22 protein-coding genes are annotated in these 22,832 nt (G+C 74.0%); 14 read left to right on the forward strand and 8 right to left on the reverse strand.

All coding sequences use genetic code 11. The features are described 5' to 3' along the window. Window positions 1-5: 5 nt before the first annotated feature. From K5S26_RS16095 to K5S26_RS19240, 3 genes are read right to left on the reverse strand one after another with little or no spacing between them, the layout of a single operon-like run. Entirely contained in the window at window positions 6-824 is an 819-nt protein-coding gene (locus tag K5S26_RS16095) for an ABC transporter permease (protein WP_221860074.1), read from the reverse strand. Continuing rightward, window positions 821-2,032: an ABC transporter ATP-binding protein gene (locus K5S26_RS16100; RefSeq protein WP_221860076.1), complete on the reverse strand. Its 1,212-nt coding sequence runs from the start codon at window positions 2,030-2,032 to the stop codon at window positions 821-823. Before K5S26_RS16100 ends, K5S26_RS16095 begins: the two co-directional genes overlap by 4 nt. Then, window positions 2,025-3,149 (reverse strand): glycosyltransferase family 4 protein, encoded by a 1,125-nt coding sequence (locus K5S26_RS19240; RefSeq protein ID WP_221860078.1) that lies wholly within the window; start codon window positions 3,147-3,149, stop codon window positions 2,025-2,027. The genes K5S26_RS16100 and K5S26_RS19240 overlap by 8 nt, the downstream gene beginning before the upstream one ends. Before the next feature lie 268 nt (window positions 3,150-3,417). On the opposite strand from K5S26_RS19240, the gene K5S26_RS16110 reads away from it, so the two are divergent. From K5S26_RS16110 to K5S26_RS16135, 6 genes are all read left to right on the forward strand, one after another. Continuing rightward, window positions 3,418-4,470, forward strand: coding sequence for a glycosyltransferase family 4 protein (locus K5S26_RS16110; protein ID WP_221860079.1), 1,053 nt, complete (start codon window positions 3,418-3,420; stop codon window positions 4,468-4,470). Window positions 4,471-4,562: 92 nt separating this feature from the next. Then, window positions 4,563-5,915 carry an O-antigen ligase family protein gene (locus K5S26_RS16115; protein WP_221860081.1) on the forward strand — a complete coding sequence of 451 codons (1,353 nt, stop codon included), beginning with the start codon at window positions 4,563-4,565 and terminating at the stop codon, window positions 5,913-5,915. Continuing rightward, window positions 5,912-7,108: a glycosyltransferase family 4 protein gene (locus K5S26_RS16120; RefSeq protein ID WP_221860083.1), complete on the forward strand. Its 1,197-nt coding sequence runs from the start codon at window positions 5,912-5,914 to the stop codon at window positions 7,106-7,108. The genes K5S26_RS16115 and K5S26_RS16120 overlap by 4 nt, the downstream gene beginning before the upstream one ends. 128 nt (window positions 7,109-7,236) lie before the next feature. Beyond that, window positions 7,237-9,180 carry a glycosyltransferase gene (locus K5S26_RS16125; RefSeq protein WP_221860085.1) on the forward strand — a complete coding sequence of 648 codons (1,944 nt, stop codon included), beginning with the start codon at window positions 7,237-7,239 and terminating at the stop codon, window positions 9,178-9,180. Continuing rightward, window positions 9,180-10,196 (forward strand): glycosyltransferase family 4 protein, encoded by a 1,017-nt coding sequence (locus tag K5S26_RS16130; RefSeq protein ID WP_221860086.1) that lies wholly within the window; start codon window positions 9,180-9,182, stop codon window positions 10,194-10,196. Before K5S26_RS16125 ends, K5S26_RS16130 begins: the two co-directional genes overlap by 1 nt. Continuing rightward, window positions 10,193-11,326, forward strand: coding sequence for a glycosyltransferase (locus tag K5S26_RS16135; protein WP_221860088.1), 1,134 nt, complete (start codon window positions 10,193-10,195; stop codon window positions 11,324-11,326). Before K5S26_RS16130 ends, K5S26_RS16135 begins: the two co-directional genes overlap by 4 nt. On the opposite strand, the gene K5S26_RS16140 is transcribed toward K5S26_RS16135, so the two are convergent. The 5 genes from K5S26_RS16140 to cysK all read right to left on the reverse strand — a co-directional run bounded on the left by K5S26_RS16140 (window position 11,278) and on the right by cysK (window position 16,548). Beyond that, a complete protein-coding gene (locus K5S26_RS16140) occupies window positions 11,278-11,886 on the reverse strand; it encodes an arsenate-mycothiol transferase ArsC (RefSeq protein ID WP_221860089.1) in 609 nt (202 codons plus the stop codon). The two genes, K5S26_RS16135 and K5S26_RS16140, sit on opposite strands and share 49 nt — an antisense overlap. Before the next feature lie 5 nt (window positions 11,887-11,891). Then, entirely contained in the window at window positions 11,892-13,454 is a 1,563-nt protein-coding gene (locus K5S26_RS16145; protein WP_221860091.1) for a polysaccharide biosynthesis tyrosine autokinase, read from the reverse strand. Window positions 13,455-13,521: 67 nt separating this feature from the next. Next, on the reverse strand, window positions 13,522-14,964 hold the full coding sequence (locus tag K5S26_RS16150) for an amidase (protein WP_221860093.1): 1,443 nt from the start codon (window positions 14,962-14,964) through the stop codon (window positions 13,522-13,524). Window positions 14,965-15,042: 78 nt separating this feature from the next. Further along, window positions 15,043-15,606 carry a serine O-acetyltransferase EpsC gene (gene epsC, locus K5S26_RS16155; protein WP_221860095.1) on the reverse strand — a complete coding sequence of 188 codons (564 nt, stop codon included), beginning with the start codon at window positions 15,604-15,606 and terminating at the stop codon, window positions 15,043-15,045. A 3-nt stretch (window positions 15,607-15,609) separates the two neighbouring features. Further along, window positions 15,610-16,548 carry a cysteine synthase A gene (gene cysK, locus K5S26_RS16160; RefSeq protein ID WP_221860097.1) on the reverse strand — a complete coding sequence of 313 codons (939 nt, stop codon included), beginning with the start codon at window positions 16,546-16,548 and terminating at the stop codon, window positions 15,610-15,612. A gap of 192 nt (window positions 16,549-16,740) precedes the next feature. Here cysK and prmC point away from each other — a divergent pair, with 192 nt between their 5' ends. The 8 genes from prmC (at window position 16,741) to K5S26_RS16200 (ending at window position 22,799) form a co-directional block, all read left to right on the forward strand. Next, window positions 16,741-17,658: a peptide chain release factor N(5)-glutamine methyltransferase gene (gene prmC / locus K5S26_RS16165; protein ID WP_221860099.1), complete on the forward strand. Its 918-nt coding sequence runs from the start codon at window positions 16,741-16,743 to the stop codon at window positions 17,656-17,658. Window positions 17,659-17,805: 147 nt separating this feature from the next. Beyond that, the gene (locus tag K5S26_RS16170) at window positions 17,806-18,531 is read left to right on the forward strand and encodes an L-threonylcarbamoyladenylate synthase (RefSeq protein WP_221860102.1); all 726 of its coding nucleotides are present in this window, start codon (window positions 17,806-17,808) and stop codon (window positions 18,529-18,531) included. After that, window positions 18,528-19,691, forward strand: a complete 1,164-nt coding sequence (locus K5S26_RS16175) for an MraY family glycosyltransferase (protein ID WP_221860104.1) — start codon at window positions 18,528-18,530, stop codon at window positions 19,689-19,691. Before K5S26_RS16170 ends, K5S26_RS16175 begins: the two co-directional genes overlap by 4 nt. Before the next feature lies 1 nt (window position 19,692). Then, window positions 19,693-20,181 (forward strand): Cg1360 family ATP-synthase-associated protein, encoded by a 489-nt coding sequence (locus K5S26_RS16180; protein ID WP_221860106.1) that lies wholly within the window; start codon window positions 19,693-19,695, stop codon window positions 20,179-20,181. Between the two features lie 180 nt (window positions 20,182-20,361). Further along, window positions 20,362-21,153, forward strand: coding sequence for a F0F1 ATP synthase subunit A (atpB, locus tag K5S26_RS16185; protein WP_221860108.1), 792 nt, complete (start codon window positions 20,362-20,364; stop codon window positions 21,151-21,153). 42 nt (window positions 21,154-21,195) lie between these two features. Then, complete coding sequence (gene atpE / locus K5S26_RS16190; protein WP_221860110.1) at window positions 21,196-21,432, forward strand: ATP synthase F0 subunit C; 237 nt, start codon at window positions 21,196-21,198, stop codon at window positions 21,430-21,432. Window positions 21,433-21,462: 30 nt separating this feature from the next. Continuing rightward, window positions 21,463-22,017: a F0F1 ATP synthase subunit B gene (locus K5S26_RS16195; RefSeq protein WP_221860111.1), complete on the forward strand. Its 555-nt coding sequence runs from the start codon at window positions 21,463-21,465 to the stop codon at window positions 22,015-22,017. Further along, entirely contained in the window at window positions 22,017-22,799 is a 783-nt protein-coding gene (locus K5S26_RS16200; RefSeq protein WP_221860114.1) for a F0F1 ATP synthase subunit delta, read from the forward strand. The genes K5S26_RS16195 and K5S26_RS16200 overlap by 1 nt, the downstream gene beginning before the upstream one ends. The last annotated feature ends 33 nt before the right edge of the window (window positions 22,800-22,832 follow it).

The following is a 22,832-nucleotide window of genomic DNA, read 5'->3' on the forward strand; positions in this document are numbered from 1 at the left end:
GGTGCTCAGATCACGTCGGCGAAGCCGCGCTCCATGCGCTGGAAGACGAGCAGCCCGCCGAACGCGACGGCCGTCGAGCCGATCACGAGGGCGGCCAGCTGCCACGCCTCGGGCGCGGCCTGGCCGAGCAGCGACCAGCGGTAGCACTCGAGCAGCCACGTCAGCGGGTTGAGGTTGAACATCCACAGCAGGTCGGCCGGGACGGCCGACAGCGAGTACGCGACCGGTGTCGCGTAGAGCAGGATCTGCAGCACCCACGGCAGGAAGTAGGACACGTCGCGGTACTTCACCGTGCCCGCCGCCGCCGCGAGCGCGATGCCGGCAGAGAGCAGGAGCGTGAGCACCACCCAGACCGGAAGCAGCAGGATCGCCCAGCCCGGCGAGACGCCGAACACGACCAGGAGCACGACGAACAGCGCGAACGCCACCGCGAAGTCGAGCATGACCGAGACGACCGTGGACAGCGGCACGAGCAGGCGCGGGAAGAACACCTTCGAGACGAGGGCCTGGTTGGCGACGAGGGACGCCGCGCCCCGCGTGACCACGCCGTTGAACAGGTTCCAGCCCAGCAGCCCGGCGAAGCTGAAGAGGAAGTAGGGCACGTCCCCGCTCGGCAGGTCGGCGATGCCGCCGAAGACGATGGCGAAGATGCCGGCCGCGGCGAGGGGCTGGATCACGACCCAGGCGACGCCGATCGCCGTCTGCCGGTATCGCAGCAGCACGTCCCGCCGGCCGAACTGCGCGAAGATCTCGCGCGCCGCCCACAGCTCGCGCCACGACGGCAGGTTCAGCGAGCCGGGCGGATGGATCACCGTGCGGCTCATGATGCCCGCTCGTAGGCGAAGTCGGCGAGCACGAGGCCGTGGGAGAGGGCCTCGTCGTTCGTCACCTCCGGATAGGGCGGCGACGGGCGCACGTCGATCGCGTCGGCGCCCTCCCACGCGTCGAGGATGCCGGCCTGGCACACGTACATGTCGATCGTGTAGCGGCCGGGCTTGAGCCAGAGGTTCTTGATGCGCAGGGCCCCCGACTGCTCCCGGTCGGGGTCGAACCAGGCGCCCGAGAGGCGGGAGTCGCACTGCGCCACGACGACGCCGTTGGCGTCGTTGACGTGGCACGACACGAAGTACTTGCCGACCACGCCGGAGCCCGCCGACACGCTGAACTCGACGACCTTGTCGTCGGCGGGGTCGACGGCCGGCTCGGACACCGTGACCGACCGGAACCGCACCTGCCCCGTGCCCGGGCGCCGCGCGGCGTCGAGCTGGTCCCGCTGGAAGCTCTCGAAGGTGTCCTGGTAGCGGGCCAGCGCGCCCTCCACGGTGCCGTGGTAGGCGAGCGTGCCGCGGTCGAGGAACATCGCCGACGTGCACAGCGACGTGACCGTCGACACCTGGTGGCTGACGTACAGCACCGTGCGGCCGTCGCGGGCCACGTCCCGCATTTTCGCGAGCGACTTGCGCTGGAACTCCGCGTCGCCCACCGCGAGCACCTCGTCGATCGCGAGGATCTCGGTCTCCAGGTGCGCGGCGACCGAGAACGCCAGCCGCACGTACATCCCGGAGGAGTAGCGCTTCACCGGCGTCTCGAGGAACCGCTCGACGCCCGAGAAGTCGACGATCTCGTCGAAGCGGCGCTGGATCTCGCGACGGCTCATCCCCAGGAGCGAGCCGTTCAGGAAGATGTTCTCGCGCCCCGTCAGCTCGGGGTGGAAGCCGGTGCCGACCTCGAGGAGCGAGCCGACCCGTCCGCCCAGGTCGATCACTCCCCGCGTCGGCGCGGCGACGCGGGTGAGGAGCTTCAGCAGGGTGCTCTTGCCCGCGCCGTTGCGGCCGACGATGCCGACCGCCTCGCCCCACGGGATGTCGAAGGAGACGTCCTTCAGCGCGTCGAAGGTCTCGTAGTGGAGCCGCGTCAGCGGATGCCGTAGGCGGCTCAGGACGGCATCCGTGATCCGGTTCGTCTGCTCGCCGTTCTGCGCGATGCGGTAGCTCTTGGAGAGGCTCTCGACGCTGATCGCGGTGTCACGCATACTGCTGCTGCCCTTCGGACGACGGGGTGGGATGCGCGCCGTCGCGCGGCGCGTGCGACGACAGCCAGGCATGAAGCGGCAGGACCGCCCGCCGCCAGGTCAGCTCGCTCAGCGCGAAGGCCCGGCCCGCGGCCGGGGCGGGCTCCTCGCGCCGGTGCTCCAGGCGGTCGGCGATCCACGTCGCCCACGCGTGGGCGTCGTCGCTGACGAACGCCGGCGTCTCGCCGAACGCGTTCGCGCCGTCCGCCGTCGCGATCACCGCCGCGCCGCTGGCCAGCGCCTCGGCGAACTTGACGGCTCCGCCGACGCCGTCGCGCACGGGGACGGCGACCACGGTCGCCCGGGCGAGGAACGCGGCCAGGTCGGGCACCCGCCCGACGCTCGTCATCCCGTCCGGAAGATCGAGCCCGTCGCCCGTCGCCCCGGCCACCTCCGCGCGTGCCCCCGGGAAGAGCGCGCGCACCGCGGGCCAGACCTCGCGCGCGAACCACGCCAGGCCCTGCGCGTTGGGATGCCAGCCCCACGATCCGAACAGCGCGACCACGGGCTCGTCGCGCGACAGCGGACGATCCGTCCACTCGGCGGGATCCACGCCCAACGGCGCCGCGAACGACCTGCCGGCGGCCTCCGGGTGCGCCGTCAGCAGCCGACGCAGCTCGACCTCGGAGCAGGTCGTCACCGCGTCGACGTGCGAGACCACCGCGTCCTCCGCCTCGCGGGCCTCGTCGGCCTGCCGTCGCTCGCCGCGTGTCTCGTGCCAGCGGCTCATCACGTTGTGCACGTCGACGAGCACCGGCACGGGCACGGAGTCCGGATGCGGCAGCAGCCGCGCCGACTCGATGTGCGAGACGATGACGGCGTCCCATCCTCCCTGCAGGAAGAGGCGCCGCAGGCGTCGGTTGCCCCACGAGGCGCCACGGCCGCGGATCGCCGTCCGTACGCGGACGACGCGCGCGACCTCGCGGATGCTCGCGGACGGCTGGCTGCCGTGCGGAGTGAGCACCGTGACGTCGTGACCGAGTCGGCCGAGCTCGCGGATCTGGTGGAACTGCCGACGCTGGCCGCCCTGCCCGTCGCGGTCGGGCGTCTCGATGCTGAACCAGAGGACGCGCGCCACGCTAGGCGCTCTCTCGGTCGCCGCGCGGGGCCCGGGGCCCGGGCCCGCGCCCCGTCCCGGCGGGCTGCCGGCGTCCTGCGGGGGCGGGCTCCGGCGCGTCTGGGGCTTCCGAGTACATGCGTCTCCTGTGTTCTGCGCAGCCCGATCGGCCGCCGTCACGGGTCTATGAGCACGGCGAGCCGGTTCTGAGACAAGATGGCCCCATGCTCATCACGGAGGCCCCGCACCGCGGCAGGGCGACGCGCTGCCCGCACGGGAGGCGGCGCCCGTGAACCGCCTCGTGATCGCGACCACGGCGACCGCCGTCCCGATGGGCGCGCAGGTGTATCAGGAGGAGATCGCCCGACGCGCCCGGCCGGCATTGGACGAGTCGGGGGAGTCGTGGCGTGTGGAGCGCATGATCGCGCGGTCGCTGCGCTCCCGCCTGCCGGGCACGACGCGCCTGCCGGTGGGGCGGCTCGCCAGAGCCGGGGCGCGCGAGCGTCGAGGGCTCGGCCGGCTCGTCTATCCCCGTGGGGCGCTCGTGCATCGGATGGAGCTCGGCCTGCCGCCGGCGCCCGGCGAGGTGCTGACGATGCACGACGTGGTCGCCTGGCGGTTCTCCGACGAGGGCACGCCCCCGGCGTGCGCGGGGGACGAGCTGCGGGCGGCGGCCGCCGTGGTGTGCGTCTCGCAGCACACGGCGTCCGACGTCGCCGAGCTGTTCGGCGTCGAACGGCTGCACGTCGTGCCGCTCGGCGTCGACGAGCGCTTCCGCGCGGCGGAGCCCCTCGCCGCGGCCGAGCTCGAGGCGCTCGGCATCCGGGGCCGCTACCTGCTGCACGCCGGCGGCGCGACGCAGCGCAAGAACCTCGAGGGGCTGGCCGGCGCGTGGCAGCGGGTGCAGGCGGCGACGCCGGATGTGACGCTCGTGCTCGCCGGCCCTCAGCACGCCCGTCGCGACGCGCTCTTCGGCGGGCTTCCCCGCGCGCTGCGCGTCGGGAGGGTGCCCGACACGGTGCTGCCCCGGCTCCTCGCGGGCGCCGAGGCGGTCGTCGTCCCCTCCCTGTACGAGGGCTTCGGGCTGCCGGTGCTCGAGGCGATGGCGGCCGGCGTGCCGGTCGTCGCCGCGCAGACGAGCTCGCTGCCGGAGGTGAGCGGCGGACTCGCGACCCTCGTCGACCCGGGGCCGGACGGCATCGCGGAGGGGCTGCGTCACGTCCTCTCCAGCGGGTTCGACCGCGAACGCGCGGTCGCGGCAGGCCGGGAGCACGCCGCCGGCTTCACCTGGGAGCGCAGCGCGCGGGAGCACGCCGCCGTCTGGCGGGGCGCGGCGCGCTGACCGACGCCCGGTCCCCGACGCGCCCGCCGACCGGGCGGCGCAAGACGCGCGGCGCATCCCACGATCGGAAGACGCGCCCTAGCATGTACGCCATGTGGACGACCCGCGCGCGGACGACCCTGCGCGCCGCGCTCCCGTGGACGGCGGGAGCGCTCGCGCTCGGCGCGACGGGCGTCGGCATCGGCGTGCTCGCGGTGCACGCGACCGCACTCGTCGTCCCCGCCGCGCTCGCGGTGCTGCTGACGGGGCTGGCGGCCATGGACCGCTCGCTCATCCCGGTCCTGTCCGTTCCCGCGACGCTCGTCCTGGTGCGGGTCGGCGGCGCGCTGAGCGTCAGCGACGTGGTGCTGGTGCTGGCGACCGTCGCCGCCCTGCTGACGATCCGCGCGCGGGAGGCACGGCCCATGCAGCCGCTGCTGTGGGCCGGCGCGGTCTACCTCGCCGCCGCCGTGCCGGTGCAGATCCTCCATCCCTACGCGGCGAACATCGTCGAGTGGCTCCACGAGGTCGTGCTCGTGCTCGGCAGCATGGTCGTCGGCTTCGCGATCGGACGGCAGGGCAGGGCGCGGCTCGCCCTGTCGCTCTACCTGGTCGCGTGCAGCGCGATCGGCGTGTGGGCCGCCGTCGTGGCCGTGCTCGGGCTCGCGCAGACCGGGGCGTTCACGGCGGTGTACCTGCCGGAGCTGCACAAGAACACGATCGGCGGGATGCTCGCCGTGGCTGTCGTGATCGCGTTCGCGAGACCCGTGTGGCTGGGGTGGAGCCGCCGCTGGGCATGGGCGGCGCTGCTGATCTGCGCCGTCGGGGTGCTCGCGGCCCAGTCGCGCCAGGGACTGGTCGGCGCGGTCGTCGGCGTGCTGTTCGTCGCCCTCCGGCCCCGCCCGCAGACGGGCCGGCGATCGGGCTGGGTGTGGCTGGCGGCACTGCCCGCCGCCGTGTACGTGGTCGGCGAGGTGAACACGCAGCTCAGCTCCGACAACACGTTCAACTCGGCGTACCAGCGGCTGTCGTGGTACGAGGACGCGCTGCGGATCTGGGAGCAGTCGCCCGTCTTCGGCGTCGGCCTGCGCTGGTGGTACACCGACAGGTTCGAGGCGCGCTTCCAGCCCCCGAACGCCGAGCTCGAGGTCCTGACGTCGACCGGGGTGGTCGGGCTCGTCGGCTTCCTGCTCATGTTCGCCGTCGCGCTGTGGCACCTGGTCCGGATGGACCCCGTTTATGGCACCGTCGGCGCCGCCGTGGTGCTCACGCGGTTCGCGCAGGCGCAGTTCGACCTGTACTGGGTCGCGGGCCAGGCATCGCTGCTGTGGATCGTCGCCGGCATCTGCTACGGCGTCCAGGCGCGCGACCGCGCGGCAGCGGACGCGATGCCTCCGCCCCCGCAGACGACGCGACGGCAACGCGGCTCCCGTGCCCCGCGCGGGGCGGCCGTGGTGCGCTCATGACGCACGTGCACCACGTGATCACGCCCGGCGACCACTACTCGCCGCGCACGGGATCGGCGATCCCCACGGTCGTGCACGGGCTGTCGACCGGGGCGCGCGCGGCGGGCGACGCCGAGCGGTACCGTCCTCGCGTGGTGCTGCAGGCGGGCACCTACCGCCCGCTCTACGACTCGGCCGTGCCGGAGGAGTACGACGGTGCGCCGGGGCCCGGCCGCGGAGAGCGCCTGGCAGACGTCGCGCGGGGACGCCTGGGGCTCGCCCGCAGGGCGACGGAACGCTGGTTCCGCCCCGCCGTCGCCCGGCTGCGCGACGAGCCGCCCGGGATCGTCCTCGCCCATAACGCGCCCCTCGTGCCGTGGCTGCTGCGGGACAGTCCGCACGTCCCGCTGCTCTACGCCCACAACGACCTGCTGCGCGGGTACTCCCGCGCGGAGGCCGGCCGCGTGCTGGGCCCCGCGGCACGGATCGTGTGCGTGAGCGAGGCGCTCGCCGAACGGATGCGGGCACGCCTGCCGGTCGCGCTGCGCGGGCGGGTGCGCGTGGTGGGCAACGGGGTCGACACGGTCTCGTTCAGCCCTGCGGCCTCAGACCCCGGGGCGTCCGCGCCCGCGCCCGCGCCGGAACGCCGGCGGCCGCTGCGCGTGATGTTCGTCGGACGGGCGATCCCTCAGAAGGGCGCCGACGTCCTCCTGCGGGCGGCCGCCCTGCTCGCGCGCGACGACGTCGAGTACGTCGTCGTCGGCAGTCGCGGCTTCGACCCCGGTGCCGTGCTGTCGCGCTACGAGACGCGGCTGCGCCGCCTGGCCGCGCGCGTCCCGGGCACGGTGCGCTTCGAGCCCTCCGTCGAGCGCGCCGAGCTGCCGGCCCTCCTCCGCACGGCCGACGTGCTCGTGGCGCCGTCGCGCTGGCCCGAGCCCTGGGCGCTGACGGTGGGAGAGGGGCTGGCGACGGGGCTGCCGGTCATCGCGGCGCGGCGCGGCGGCATCCCCGAGGCGCTCGGCGACGCCGGGATGCTCTTCGACCCTGACCGACCGGAGCAGCTCGCGGAGGCGATCGCGACCCTGGTCGACGACCCGGCGCGCCGCCGGACGCTCGGCGAGGCCGCACGCCGCCACGCCCTCGCGAGGGACTGGACGTGGGCGTGGTCGCGCCTCGCCGACGTGCTCGACGAGGTCGACCCCGCCCGGCACTGAGTTCCCGGCCGCGCGTATCCGCGCGGCACCGAGTTCCGGACCGCGCGTATCTGCGCGGCACCTGGCGCCTCGAACACTGATGTGCGAGTCGGACGGGCGAGACAGGTGACGGAGCAGGGGCTGCGGTCGTGCGGGTGCTGAGGGTGGCGCACCACGCCGTGGTGGACGCCTGGCGGGAGCGGGAGCGCGCCCTGCGCGCGCGGGGCCACGACGTCCGGCTGCTGTCGGCGAGGCGCTGGAACGAGGGCGGCCGCGACCTGTCGCTGCACCCCGGCCCCGACGGGTTCGTCGAGGGCGTGCGCACCGTCGGCAGGCATCCGAACGCCTTCCTCTACGACCCGCGCCCGCTGTGGCGCGCGCTCGGCGAGCCGGTCGACGTGATCGACCTGCACGAGGAGCCGGTCTCGCTCGCGACCGCGGAGATCCTGCTGCTGCGGTGGCTGCGTCGCAACCGCGCGCCCTACGTGCTCTACTCGGCGCAGAACATCGACAAGCGCTACCCCTTCCCGTTCCGGTGGCTCGAACGACGAGCGCTGCGGGGAGCGGCCGGGGTCTCCGTCTGCAATCGCGAGGCGGGAGAGATCCTCGCACGCAAGGGTTTGCGCACGGCCGCCCCGGTGATCCCGCTCGGCGTCGACCTGGAGGCGTTCCGCCCCGACACACGGGTCTCGCCCCGGAGGCGCCCGCTGATCGGATACGTCGGCAGGCTGGAGGCGCACAAGGGCGTCGCGACGCTGCTGCGTGCCGCCGCGCTGCGCCCCGCGTGGCACGTCGAGATCACCGGCGACGGGCCCGCACGGAGCGAGCTGGTCGCGTTGGCGGAGAGCCTCGGCATCGCCGGGCGGGTGACGTTCCTCGGCTACGCCGACGGCGAGGCGCTCGCCGGCCGGTACCGTCGGCTCGACGCGCTCGCGGTGCCGTCGGTCCCCACACCCGGCTGGCTCGAGCAGTTCTGCCGCGTCGCCGTCGAGGCGATGGCCTCGGGCGTGCCCGTCGTCGCGAGCCGCACCGGCGCCATCCCCGACGTCGTCGCCGAGGCGGGGAGCCTCGTCCCGCCCGGCGACCCCGCGGCGCTCGCCGCAGCGCTCGACGAGGTGCTCGCGCCCGAGTCCTGGGAGCAGCGACGAGCCAGCGGGATCGCGCACGCGCAGGAGTTCACCTGGGAGCGTGTCGCCGCGCGCCAGGAGCTGCTCTACGAGCTCGCCGCGCCGCCGCGCGCGGCACGGCCGCCGCAGGTCGTCGTGGTCGCCTACGGCGACCCCGCCCTGCTCGACGGCGCCCTCGCGGGACTGGGCGGGGGGTTCCCCCTCACGATCGTGGACAACTCGTCGTCGGAGGAGACCCGGGCGATCGCCGACCGTCACGGCGCCCGCTACCTCGACCCCGGCCGCAACCTCGGCTTCGGCGCGGGGGTCAACGTCGCCCTGCGAGACCTCGCGCAGCGGGGCGATGCGGGCGACGACGTCCTGCTGCTCAACCCCGACGCCCGCATCGACGCCGGCGGGGTGCACCGCCTGCAGCGCGCGCTGCACGACGACGCGCGCCTCGCCGCCGTCGGCGCCGAGCAGATCGACCCCGCGACGGGCTCCCCCGTGCGCGTGTGGTGGCCGTTCCCCCACCCGGCGCGCGCGTGGGTCGAGGCCGTCGGGCTCGGTCGTCTCACCCACGCGAAAGGCTTCGCGATCGGCTCGATCCTGCTGCTGCGGGCCACGGCGATCGCGGACGTCGGGATGTTCGACGAGCGCTTCTTCCTCTACGCCGAGGAGGTCGACTGGCAGCGACGGGCACGCGACAGGGCCTGGCGCATCGACGTCGCCGCCGTGCGGTCGACCCACATCGGCGCCGCCACCAGCAGCGACGGCGCGCGCCGCGAGCTGCTGTTCCACGCCGCCGCGGAGACGTACGTCCGGAAGCACTTCGGCGCCGCCGGCTGGCAGGCCTACCGGCTCGCCCTGCTCGCCGGGTCCGCCGTGCGCGGAGCGGTCCTGCCCGGCGGGCGGGGGGCGTCGGCGCGCCGTCGACGCGACCTCTACGCCCGCGGGCCCGTCGCCGCGCTCGCCGAGGCCGCGTGATGGGCCTGCGCATCGTGCACGTCGTGTGCTCCGCCGCGTTCGCCGGCGTCGAGCGCTACGTCCTCGGCGCGGCTCTCCAGCAGGCGGCGCGCGGGCATCGGGTGACGGTGATCGGCGGCGACCCCGGGGTCTTCCCCGCGGCGCTCGCCGCGCGGGGAATCGGCTGGCTGCCCGGGGCCGGCGTCGCCGAGGCCGGTCGCGCGCTCCGCCGCATCCCGCACATGGACGTCGTCAACAGCCACATGACCGACGCCGACGTGGTCGCGGCCGTCGCCGCGCGCCGCGGCGCGGCTCTCGTGAGCACCCGGCACTTCGCCGCGCCCCGCGGCAGCAGCCGGTCGCGTCGTGCCGTCGCCCGGGCGGCGTCGCGTCGGCTGAGCGCGCAGATCGCGATCTCGCACTACGTCGCCGCGCACGTCGAGGGCGACAGCGAGGTCATCCACACGGGCGTCGAGGAGGCGGAGCCCGCCCGCGGGCCGCGCGGACGCACGGTGCTCGTCGCGCAGCGCCTGGAGCCCGAGAAGCACACCGCCGACGTGCTGCACGGCTGGCGGCGCGCCACGGCTCGCGCGGCGGGGTGGCGCCTGCAGATCGCGGGCGACGGTTCGGAGCGCGGCTCCCTGGAGCGACTGGCGCGCGAGCTGGGGGTGGCGGGCACGGTCGACTTCCTCGGCTTCGTCCGCGACGTGTCGGCGCTCTACGACCGGTCGTCGCTGCTGGTGGCGCCGACCGCGCGCGAGGGGCTCGGGCTGTCGGTGATCGAGGCGATGGCGCACGCCCTGCCGGTCCTCGCCTCCGACGCGGGCGGGCATCGCGAGACCGTCGGGGGCGCGCAGGGCGCGGAGCTGTTCCGCCCGGGCGACGCGGATGCGCTCGCGGCGAGGCTCGACGCGCTCGTCGCGGACGACGCCCGCCGCGCGGCATACGGAGAGGCGCTGCGTGCCCGGCAGCGCGCGGCGTTCTCGGTCGGGCGGCAGACGGAGCACACGCTCGAGCTGTACGAGCGCCTGGGATGAGCCGCCCTCTCGTCGTCGTCTCGCTCGAGCCCTGGGACGAGGTGCGCCGCCGCAACCAGTACCTCGTCGGCGGGCTGCTCGACGCGGACGTCGCCCGCACGGCGCTCTTCGTCGAGCCGCCGGCCGATCCGCTGTACGAGCTGCGCTCGGGCAGGCGCCCCCGCCTCGCCTCCGGCCTGCGGACGTCGCAGGCGTACGGGGGCCGGCTGCGGCTGCTCGAACCGGTCAAGTCGCTCCCGCGCGCGGTCGGCCCGCTGGCCGACCGCATCCTGCACGACCAGGTGCGCCGCGCGGTCGACCGGCTCGGCTGGCGCGATCCGATCCTCTGGGTCAACGACCCGCGATGGTGGGGCCTCGCGGCTCGCACGGGCTGGGACACGGTCTACGACATCACGGACGACTGGACGCGCGCGGACCGCGCCCCGCGGGAGCACGCCCGCCTCGTCGCGGGCGACGAGGCGCTGCTCGCGTTGAGCGCGCGGGTCGTCGTGTGCTCCACGGGCCTGGCGGAGACCAAGCGGGCATCGCGCCCCGTGACGCTCATCCCCAACGCGGTCGACGTCGCGCGCTATCGCCGCCCCCTCCCGAGGCCCGGGGACCTGCCGGAGGGGCCGGTCGCCCTCTATCTGGGGACGCTCCACGAGGACAGGCTCGACGTCGGCCTGCTGCAGCGGACCGCCGCACGCGTCGCGGGGGCCGGCGGGACGGTCGTCCTCGTGGGGCCCGACGCACTGTCCGCCCGCCACGGCGAGCTGCTGCGCGCGACGCCGGGACTGCTCCTGCTCGGCGCGCGCGCCTGGGACGCCGTCCCCGCCTACCTCCAGCACGCGCAGGCGCTGATCGTCCCGCACCTCGTCTCGCCGTTCACCGACAGCCTCGATCCCATCAAGGCGTACGAGTACCTCGCCGTCGGCCGCCCGGTCGTGGCGACGCCGGTCGCGGGCTTCCGCGAGCGCGCCGGCCGGCGGGGCGTGACGGTGGTGCCCGCCACGGGCTTCCCGGGCGCGGTGGCCGGGGCGCTGGGGACGAGCGCGGAGGGCGCGCGCGAGCAGGTGCCCGACTGGTCGCAGCGCGTCGCCGACTACGACGCGCTGCTGCGCGGCCTGGGATCCCCGGGCGGAGACGGATAGAGCCACGCGACGAGCGACGCCGCGTGGGCCTGCAGCTCGTCGGCGAGGCGCCGCCACGCGCGCGGCGGTCCGCGGAGGGGATCGGGGGTGTCGTCCGCGTCGCCGCCGAAGAGCCGGGAGCCCGCGTCGTCGACCGCGACATCGTCGAGCCAGGGACCGAGGCGATCCGCCGGAGGGCTCGGATGCCGCGGCGCCCAGTCGTCGAACTGCCGCACCGTGAAGACGCGCCCGCGGGCGGCGTCATGGCTCGCGACGAGCTCGCGCGAGTGGACGCGCTCCATCGTGAGCACGAGATCGAACCGCGCGAGGTCGAGGTCGCGCACCGGCTCGCTGCGATGCCCGGCCAGGTCGATTCCCCGCCGGCGAGCCGTCGCGACTCCGACGGCCGGGGTCGAGGCGCCGCCGGCCAGCAGCCCGGCCGACGCGACGACGAGCGGCAGCGTGCCCGCCGTCCCGCGCAGCGCGTGCTCGGCGAGTGGCGACCGGCACCGGTTGGCGGTGCAGACGTAGAGGACGCGCACAGACCGGGGTGCGTCCGAGGACGAGCCCGCGCGCGCCATCCGGGTCAGCGTGCGTCCGCGCCCGCCGGCTCGGCGCCGGCCGGGTCGGAGCGTGTGTCGCGCTGGTAGTAGGCGGCGTACGAGGCGGGCAGGCGACGACGGGAACGGTTGGCCACGACGCCGAGCACCTTCGCTCCGTTGAGGGACAGCTCGTCCACGACGGACGTCAGGCGCTCGCGGGTCGTGCGGCCCATGGCCGTGACGACCACCGCCCCCGCCGCGTGGGACGCCAGCAGCGCGGCGTCGGTGAGCGCGAGCGACGGCGGCGCGTCGACGAGCACGATGTCGGCGGTCTCGCCGAGGTGCCCCAGCACCGTGCCGAGCTCGGGCAGCGCCAGCAGATCCGAGGTGTCGGTGTCCGCCGTGCCCGCGGGCAGGAGGCGCAGCCCCGGCACGCCGCTGTCGCGCAGCAGTGCGTCGATGCGCCTGGCGGAGGGGCGCGTGCCACGGGCGGCGTCCCGCAGCAGCTCGGCGAGGCCGGGGCCGTCCGCGTCGTCGCCGAAGTGATCGGGCAGGGCCGGGCGGCGCAGGTCCCCGCCGACCAGCACGGTGCTCTTGCCGGCGCGCGCCCAGGTGACGGCGAGGCGGGAGGAGACGAACGACTTGCCGTCGCCGGGCTCGACGCTGGTGAGGACGACGATCGTCGGCCCTTCGCGCGGCAGCAGCACCTGCATGCTGGTGCGCAGGCTGCGCAGCCCCTCGTTGAGCGGCGAGTTCCGGCGCGCGGCGGCGGCGAGCGACTCCTGCGACTTCGCCACCGCGCGGTCGTAGGGGAGCTCCGCGAGCAGTGGGGCGCCGGAGAGCGCCGCGAGGTCCTGGTGCCGGCGGATCCGCGCGTCGAACTGCTCGGCGATGAGCGCGAGGCCGATGCCGGCGAGGAGCCCGGCGCTCAGAGCGGCCGCGATGATCAGCGCCGGCGGGGTGCCCTGACGCTCGCCCTCGGAGGCGGGCGTCGTGACGGTGGCCGGCGCTGCGGCTCCGCCGATCCGGGAGATCTGCGCGGCCAGCGCGTTCATGTTGTCGAGCTCGCGGGTCAGGTCCGCTGCGGCGATGAGGTCGTCGGGGTCGTCCCGCGCGACGTCCTGCAGCTCCTGCGCGCGTGCGACGGCCGCGTCGTACTGCTCCTGCAGCGACTGCGTGCCGGTCTCGACCTGCGCCGCGACGTAGGCGACGAACGCCTCAGCGACGGCGTCGGCGCGCAGGCGGGACTGCTCCGCGGTCCCCCCGATCGCGGTGACACGGATCTGGTCGGCTCGGGTCCCCTCGAGGATCGCGTAGGACACCGCGTCCTCCAGGGCGGCGGAGGGCTCGCCGAGGCGCGTGGCGGCATCGTCGAGCACCGCGGGGGAGACCACGGCTGCCGCCTCCAGGTCGATCTCGACGCTGCCGAACAGCTCCTGCAGCTGCCCCGATGCGGCGGCCGAGCTCAGCCGCAGCGTCGTCGTGGAGGCGTACTCCGGAGCCTGGCGCGCGGTGTACAGGCCGGCGGCGAGGCCGGCGACCAGCAGGACCACGACGACCACCCACAGGCGGCGCCAGAGGGCGGCGAGGATCTGGCGGAAGGTCACGGGACTCCTGCGTGCACGAGACGGGACGTCGCCACTGTCGTGGGACCGCCCTCCGGTGAGGGTGCGGTCAGCCTATCCGTCCGGGCGCGGATTCCGTTCGCCTTTTCTGCCCCGGCTCCGGCGGCCTCGGCAGCGGGCCGCGTGCCCGCTCGAGCTGCGCCGCGAGGCCGAGGACGGCCGCCTCGCCCCCGGGGCGGCCCACGAGCTGCACGGAGACGGGATGACCGTTCTCGGCGGAGGCCACCGGCACCGTGATCGCCGGCAGCCCCGCGACGTTCACGAAGCTGCTGTACGGCGCGTAGAGGCACTGCCGCACGAAGCTGCTCTCCGGATCGTCCTGCGCGAACCAGCCGATCGGCCTCGGGGGCAGCGCGAGGGCAGGGGTGAGGACGGCGTCGAACCGCGCGAACGCCTCGATCGTGAGCCGCTCGAACGAGCGCGCCGCGGCGTAGCCGCCCAGGAGCCGCTCGGCCGTCAGGGCGCGTCCGGATCGGATGAGCCAGGCCGTGATCGGCTCGACGTCGTCCAGACGCTCGTCGGGCACCGGGATCCGTGCCGCCGACGCTGCCCACAGCGTCATGAACATGTCGGCGTACGGTGCGGGCCGCCACTCGAACGGCGTCACGTGGTGCTCCGCTCCGAGCGCGCTCGCCGCACCGAGGACGGCGGCGCGCGCGTCGGCGTCCAGCTCGACCTCGAGCGTCTCCTGCCACGGCGACGCGGTCGTGACGCCGATCCGCAGGCCTCCGGTCTCGGCGCGGGCCGCCTCGGCGAACGGGCCCTCGCCCGGCGCCCGCGTCGCGTACGGGAGCGTTCCGGGCGTCCCGATCAGGGCGTCGAGCAGCAGCGCCGCGTCGTCGGCCGACCGGGCGATCGGCCCGGCGACCGCGAGGCCGTCGGGCGACTCCATCCCGGCGCCCGCCGGGACCTGTCCGCGCGACGGCTTGAGGCCGACGACGCCGACGGTCGCCGCCGGGATCCGGATCGAGCCGCCGCCGTCGGACGCGGGCGCCGCGGGCAGCAGGCCGGCCGAGACGGCGGCGGCGGCTCCTCCGCTCGATCCGCCGGCGCCGTCGCGAGGGTCCCACGGGTCGCGCGCCGGGGGACCGATGCGCGTCTCGGTGAAGCCCGTGAGACCGAACTCGGGCGTGCTGGTCTTTCCGAGGCTGATCGCCCCGGCCGCGTCGAGCGCGAGCGCCATCGGGTCGGAGCGGGCCGGCACGTGGTCGACGTTGAGACGCGAGCCGTACCGCGTGGGCACGCCGGCCCGCGCGGTGAGGTCCTTGTCGGCCAGCGGCACTCCCCACAGCGGCGGGGCGTCGGCGGGCGGGGCGCCGAGCGCGGCGGCGCGCCGCAGCGCGGCCTCGCCCGTGACCTCGGCGAACGCGCCGAGGCCGTCCTGCGCCGCGATGCGCCCGAGGAAGTGCGCAGCGGCCTCGACCGGCGTCACCTCCCCGGCGCGCAGCGCGGCGGCCAGGGCGCGCAGCGTCAGCTCGTGCAGGGCGGTCATCCGGCTCCTCTTCCTCCTCCGCGGAGTGTCATATCGCACTCGGCGGCACCCCGTGAGTGCCATACGGCACTCACGGGGTCAGATCGCGTACTCGGGTGCGGTGAGGATCGCCCGGGACACGTCGTCGTCGCGGCGGGGGCGGGCCTTGGCGGGCACCCCCACCAGCACGCTCCCGGGCGGCGCGTCGCGGGTGACGACGGCGTTGGCGCCCACCAGGCTGTGGGCGCCGACGGTGACGGGGCCCAGGATCTTGGCTCCGGCGCCGACGGCGACGCCGTCGCCGAGCGTGGGGTGCCGCTTGCCCTTCTCCGTCGAGCGACCGCCCAGCGTCACGCCGTGGTACAGCAGCACGTCGTCGCCCACCTCGGCCGTCTCGCCGATGACCACGCCCATGCCGTGGTCGATGAACAGGCGGCGTCCGATCGTCGCGCCGGGGTGGATCTCGATGCCCGTCAGCGCGCGCGCCACCTGCGAGATGGCGCGCGCGACGAAGCGGGCGCCGCGCCGCCACAGCCGGTGCGCGACGCGGTGCGCCCACACCGCGTGCAGGCCGGGGTAGAGCAGGGCGATCTCGACGCCCCCGCGGGCGGCGGGGTCTCGCAGCCGCGCCGCCGCGACGTCCTCGCGGATCCCGCCGAACACGCCTCAGCCCTCGCGCAGGTCCTCGAACAGTGCGGTGCTCAGGTACCGCTCGCCGGTGTCGGGGACGATCACGACGATGCGCTTTCCCGCGCTCTCCGGCCGCCGCGCGATCTCGAGCGCCGCCCACACGGCTGCACCCGAAGACATGCCGACGAGCAGCCCCTCGCGGGCCGCCAGCTCTCGGGCCACCCGCAGCGAGTCCTCGAACCCGACCGGCACGACCTCGTCGATGACCTCGCGGTCGAGGATCGCGGGCTGGAAGTTCGGTCCGATGCCCTGGATCTTGTGCGGGCCCGGACGCCCCTCGCTCAGGACGGGGGAGTCCTTCGGCTCGACGGCGACCACGCGGACGCCCGGCACCTTCTCCTTCAGCACCTGTCCGACGCCCGTGATCGTGCCGCCCGTGCCGACGCCGGCCACGAAGACGTCCACGCGTCCGTCCGTGTCCGTCAGGATCTCCTCGGCCGTCGTGCGGCGGTGGATCGCCGGGTTCGCCTCGTTCTCGAACTGCCGGGCCCAGATGGCGCCCGGCGTCTCGGAGACGATGCGCTTGGCCTCCTCGACCGCGAACGACATGCCCTTGGTGGGGTCGGTGAGCACGAGCTCGGCGCCGAACGCCTTCAGCAGCACGCGGCGCTCCTTCGACATCGACGCGGGCATCGTCAGGATGACCCGGTAGCCGCGCGCCGCGCCGACCATGGCGAGCGCGATGCCGGTGTTGCCGCTCGTCGACTCCACGATGGTGCCGCCCGGCTTCAGCTCTCCCGAGGCCTCCGCGGCGTCCACGAGCGCGATGCCGAGGCGGTCCTTCACGCTCGAGGCGGGGTTGTAGAACTCGAGCTTGACCAGAACCTCGGCGTCGGTGCCGTCGGTCACGCGGTTCAGGCGCACGAGCGGGGTGCCGCCGAACGCGGTGGTGATGTCGGCGTGGATGCCGGGCATGCGGTCCTCCTCGATGTGGACGTGTGGGGCGGACGGGCGCCGCCGGACACCAGCGTAGGACGCCCGCGTGGGCCGCGTCACGCGGATGACGAAATCGCGGAGGGGCCCCGCCCGCCCATATGCCGAGGCGGGCATCCCGCCATCGCCGCCCATCTCGCGCCCGGAATCCCGGCCCCACTAGGCTGGCTCCTCATGACCGCCGTTCCCGTCAGCGATGCCGCCCCGCGCGCCGCGGGCGACGCCGTGCGCGATGTCCTCCAGCAGGCGGCGCAGCGCCTCGCAGGCGCGGGGGTGCCCGATCCGCAGGTCGACGCCGAGCTGCTGCTGGCCCACCTGCGCGGGCAGAGCCGGGGCGAGGTGCAGGCGGCCGTGGTCCGCGGCGACGACCTGACGCGGGCCGAGGCGGACGCGTACGAGACCCTGGTCGCGCGCCGAGCCGCGCGGGAGCCGCTGCAGCACATCACGGGGGTCGCCTACTTCCGCCACCTCGAGCTGGCCGTCGGCCCCGGTGTCTTCGTGCCCCGACCCGAGACCGAGACGGTCGCGCAGATCGCCATCGACGCGCTGCGCGCGGCGCCGGGCCCCTGGCCCGAGGGAGAGGGGCCGGTGGGCGTCGACCTCGGCGCCGGCAGCGGCGCGATCGCGCTGTCGCTCGCGACCGAGGTGCCGCACGCGCGGATCCATGCCGCGGAGAACTCGCCGTACGCGTTCGTCTGGACGAAGGAGAACGTGCGCCGGGTCGGCGCCGAGAACCTGCGCCTGGTCTTCGCCGACCTCGCCGTCGCGTTCGCCGACCTCGACGGCACCGTCGACGTCGTGGTCTCCAACCCGCCGTACGTGCCCGACGACGCGATCCCGCGCGACCCCGAGGTGAGGCTGCACGACCCCGAGGCGGCGCTCTACGGCGGCCCGGACGGCCTCGACGTCGTGCGTCAGCTCAGCCACGTGGGCCGGCGCCTGCTGCGCGCCGGCGGCACGCTCGTCATCGAGCATGGCGAGCTGCAGGGCACCCAGATCCGCGAGCTGCTCACGGCGGACGGCTGGCGCGCGGCGGCGACGCATCCCGACCTCACGCTCCGCGATCGCACCACCACCGCGATCCGGCCCTGACCGACAGCCGCCGCGGGGAGCGGAGGCTCTCGATCAGGCTCGTCCGGTCATCGACCGGTGGGCCGTCGACAGGTCCTCCGGCGACGGCCTCGTCGGCCCGGCAGAGGAACCGTGGCGCGCGGGCGGCGGCACGTAGACTTGTCCGCGATGTCCTCCCCTCTCTTCGACTGCGGCGACGAGGCGCAGCTGCTGGCCGGCATGCGCCAGGCGCGTCAGGCGATCGCGCGCGGCAGCCTCGTCGTGATGCCCACCGACACGGTGTACGGCGTCGCGGCCGACGCGTTCAGCGCGAGCGCCGTGCAGGCGCTGCTCGACGCCAAGGGCCGCGGACGGCAGCAGCCGCCGCCCGTCCTCGTGTCCGGCCCCGACGCCATGCGGGCGCTGGTCGAGCAGGTGCCCGAGGCCGTCGACCGCCTCGTGGAGAGGTTCTGGCCGGGCGGCCTCACGATCGTGCTGCCCGCGCAGCCCTCGCTGTCGTGGGACCTGGGCGAGACCAAGGGCACCGTCGCCGTGCGCATGCCCGATCACCGCATCGCCCTCGAGCTCCTGACCGAGACGGGCCCGCTCGCGGTCTCCAGCGCCAACCTGACCGGTCGCCCGGCCGCCGTGACGGGCGACGACGCGCGCGCCATGCTCGGCGACAGCATCGCCGTCTACCTCGACGACGGGCCGTCTCGCACGGGAGTGGCCTCGACCATCGTCGACGCGACCTCCCTGGTGGGGCCCCGCGAGGCCGAGGACCCGCCGCGGGTGCGGATCCTGCGCGACGGCGCGGTCACGCGCGACGAGCTCGCGGACGTGCTGGGCGAGCTGCTCGAGCTGCCGGAGCACGAGCCGAACCGGCCCGCGCCTGCCCGGGAACCGCTCGAGTGAGGCAATACCTCTTCACCATCCTGTTCACGGCGGCGCTGACGACGGCGCTCGCCTGGGCGGTATGGCGCCTCGCGATGCGCTACCGCCTCTACCCGGGCATCCGCGACCGCGACGTCCACAAGACCCCGACGCCCCGCCTCGGCGGCGTCGCTATGTTCCTGGCGATGGTCGCGGCGATCGCCGTCTCGGCGTCGAACGAGTACTTCCAGACGTTCTGGGCCGAGCCGCAGATGGTGTGGTCGGTGCTGGGCGCCGCGCTGCTCATCGTGCTGATCGGCGTCGCCGACGACCTCTGGGACCTGGACTGGACGATCAAGCTGGGCGCGCAGTTCCTCGCCGCGGGCATCATCGCGGTCGGCGGCGGCCTGCAGATCTACTCGCTCCCGATCGGCGGGATGACGCTGGTCTCCAGCTGGGTCAGCATCGTGCTGACGATGTTCTCGATCGTCATCGTGATGAACGCGGTGAACTTCATCGACGGCCTCGACGGGCTCGTCGCCGGCGTGTGCCTGATCGCGAACGGCGTGTTCTTCGTCTACTCGTACATCCTCGTCCGCGACGTCACGACCACGAACTTCAACCTCGCGACCTTCCTCGCGGCCGTGATGATCGGCGCGTGCGCCGGTTTCCTGCCCCTCAACTGGAAGCCCGCGAAGATGTTCATGGGTGACTCCGGCGCGCTCGTGCTCGGCCTGCTGATGGCCACGAGCGCCATCGCGGTGACGGGCCAGATCCCGCCGTCGGTGCTCGACCCGGTCGACGGCCTCGGGCGCTCGCAGCTGCTCGGCGCCTTCCTGCCGATCCTGCTGCCCATGGTCGTGGTGCTGCTGCCGCTGGCCGACTTCGGCCTCGCCGTGATGCGGCGCATGCGGGCGGGCAAGTCGCCGTTCTCGCCGGATCGGAAGCACCTGCACCACCGGATGCTCGACCTCGGCCACACCGACCGCGAGGCCGTGCTGATCTTCTACGCCTGGACCGCGGTGATCTCCCTCGCCGTGCTGCTGATGTACCTCGCCACGCGCGAGGAGTGGTTCGGGCAGTACTGGATCGGCGTGGCGTTCGGCCTCGTCGGCGTCGCGGCGTGCCTGGTCCTCACCCTCATGCCCACGCGGCGCACGGCCGCGGAACCCGTCCCGACCCCCGCCACCCAGGAGGCCTGACATGTCGACCCCCCACATCTCGAGCACGCCCGTGCTGCGCACCGCGCTGGTCTGGGGGGCGATCGTCACGGTCGTCGTCGCCGCGGTCGGCGGCGGGATCGGCTTCGCGATGGCCGGCGCCGACGGCATGTTCAGCGCGCTCGCCGGCGCCGCGATCGCGGCGGTCTTCATGCTCCTCACCGCGGTGAGCATCCTCGTCGCGAACCGCTGGTTCGGCGACGACCTGTACGTGCCGATCTTCTTCGGCGTGGTGCTCGGCGGCTGGCTGCTCAAGCTGGTGCTGTTCATCGTTGCGCTGATGGTGCTGCGCGGCCAGCCGTGGATCGTGCCCGGCATCTTCTTCGTCTCGCTCGTGGTGAGCGTCGTCGCCTCGCTGGCCATCGACGCGATCGCCATGCTCCGCTCGCGCACCCCGTATGTCGACGTCCAGCTGCCGGGCGAGGGCGCCTCCGACGGGGCGGTCGAGGACGGCCCCGCGAAGGACTCCTGAGCGCCGTCTTTCGACGCCGCGTAGAAGCAGTCGATTTCTTTGATAGGCTGATGAGGTTCCTGCTGAGTTCCCCGCGGATGCCGACGGTGACATGGGCCTCATGCAGATGACGACTTCCTGCCCTTCCCGGTCCTCGTGCCGGAGCTATGAAGCCGGAGCCACACGTTGACTCAAGCCGCGATGCTGATCGCCTCTGCCGAATCGAGCGATGGCGGATTCCACCCGCCGTCGATCACGGACTTCTTCCCGCCGGCGATCTTCCAGATCGGCTCCTTCGAGTTCACGCGCATCAACGCGGCGCAGCTGCTCGCGACGGCGATCCTGGTGATCCTGCTGGTCGTCGGCACGCGCAACATGAAGGTCGTGCCCGGCCGGCTGCAGAGCATCGTCGAGATGGGCCTCGACTTCGTCCGCGTCAACATCGCGCACGACATCCTGGGCCGCAAGGACGGCAACCGGTTCCTGCCGCTGCTCACGACGATGTTCTTCATGATCCTGTTCATGAACCTGACGGGCATCATCCCCGGCATCAACATCGCGGGAACCAGCGTCATCGCCGTGCCGCTGCTGCTGGCCGTGATCTCCTACGTCACGTTCATCTACGCGGGCATCAAGAAGAGCCCGGCGGGCTTCTTCCGGAACGCGCTGTTCCCGTCGGGCGTCCCGTGGTTCCTGTACTTCATCGTCACGCCGCTCGAGTTCCTGTCGACGTTCATCATCCGCCCGGTCACGCTGACGCTGCGACTGCTGATGAACATGATCGTCGGCCACCTCATGCTCGTGCTGTTCTTCTCGGCGACGCAGTTCTTCTTCTTCACCGCCGGCGGATGGTGGGCGCCCCTGGGCGTCGGCACCCTCGCCTTCGGCTTCGCCTTCACCCTGTTCGAGGTCCTGGTGGCATTCCTCCAGGCCTACGTCTTCACGATCCTCACCGCGGTCTACATCCAGCTCGCGGTTGCGGAAGAGCACTGACGGTCGCCGAACGGCGCACCGCCTAACCGAAAGGAAAAACCCGTGGACGCTACTACGGTTCTCGCCAACGTGACCGGATCGATCGCGACGGTCGGCTATGGTCTCGCCGCCATCGGCCCGGCCATCGGCGTGGGCATCGTCGTCGGCAAGACCATCGAGTCGGTCGCCCGCCAGCCCGAGCTCGCCGGTCGTCTGCAGGTCCTCATGTGGATCGGTATCGCCTTCACCGAGGCCCTCGCGTTCATCGGCATCGCGACCGGCTTCATCTTCGGCGCCTGATTATCCGCAGCTGACACGTAAGGAGACAGGATGCTGAACGCTCTTGTCACGGTCGCCGCCGAAGAGGGGGAGGCGCCCAACCCGCTTTTTCCGGCGTACTACGACATCATCTGGTCCGCGGTGTGCTTCCTCGTCATCCTCTTCGTGGTGTGGAAGGTCGCTCTGCCGAGGCTGACGACGATGCTCGACGAGCGCGCGGCGGCCATCGAGGGCAACATCGCGAAGGCCGACGAGGCCCAGCGCCAGGCCGAGGCGGCCCTCGAGGAGTACACCAAGCAGCTCTCCGAGGCTCGCAAGGAGGCCGGCGACATCCGTGAGTCGGCCCGCGAGGACGGCAAGCGCATCGTCGCCGAGGCCCGCACCGCGGCGTCCACCGAGGCCGAGCGCATCACGGCGACCGCGCACACGCAGATCGAGGCGGAGCGCCAGTCGGCGCTCGTCACGCTGCGCAGCGAGGTCGGCGCGCTCGCGATCGACCTGGCCGGCAACGTCATCGGCGAGACGCTGAGCGACGACCAGAAGGCCTCGGCCGTGGTCGACCGCTTCCTGTCGGACCTTGAGTCCTCCGAGAAGGCGGCGAAGTAATGGGCAGCGCGACCACTCAGGCGCTCGCGGCGGGCGTTCAGGCGCTCGGCGCCGCGAAGGTCGACCTCGACACGGCTCGTGAGCTCTTCGCGGCCGCTCGTGCCGTGAGCGGCTCGCAGGCGCTGAGCGGCGCGCTGGCCGACCCGGCTGCGGCGCCCGAGGCCCGCAGCTCGCTGGTCTCCCGTGTCTTCGGCTCGCTGTCGTCGACTGCGCAGTCGCTCCTGACGACGGCCGCCGCCGAGCGGTGGTCGTCGCAGGACGACCTGGTCGACGGCATCGAGGAGCTCGCCGTCCGCGCGGCCGCCGTGGCGGACCGCGGCGACCTCGAGGGCGAGCTCTTCCGCGTCTCCCGCATCGTCGCGGAGAACCCCGAGCTCGAGCTCGCGCTCGGCAGCCGCCTCGGCGACGGTGCGGCCAAGGGCGCGCTGATGCAGTCGCTGCTCGGCGGGCGCGCGGGGGAGGCGACCACCCTCGTCGTCTCGTCGCTCGTGCAGCACCCGCGCGGTCGTCGCGTCCGGGCCGTCCTGGCCCGCGCGATCCGCGTCGTGGCCGCCCAGCGTGGTCGCACGGTCGCCACCGTGACCACGGCGGCACCCCTCACGGCGGCCCAGGGCGAGCGTCTGGCCACCGCGCTGTCGCGCACATACGGCGGCGAGGTGACGATCAGCTCGGTCGTCGACCCCTCGATCGTCGGCGGCGTGCGCGTGCAGATCGCAGACGACGTCATCGACGGCAGCATCGCGTCGCGCCTCGCAGGCGTGCGCCAGCAGCTGGCCGGCTGACCGAACACTTCCCGCCGCCGGCGGACCCACTTG

This window comes from Microbacterium marinilacus, from assembly GCF_019753765.1.
Taxonomy (GTDB): domain Bacteria; phylum Actinomycetota; class Actinomycetes; order Actinomycetales; family Microbacteriaceae; genus Microbacterium; species Microbacterium marinilacus.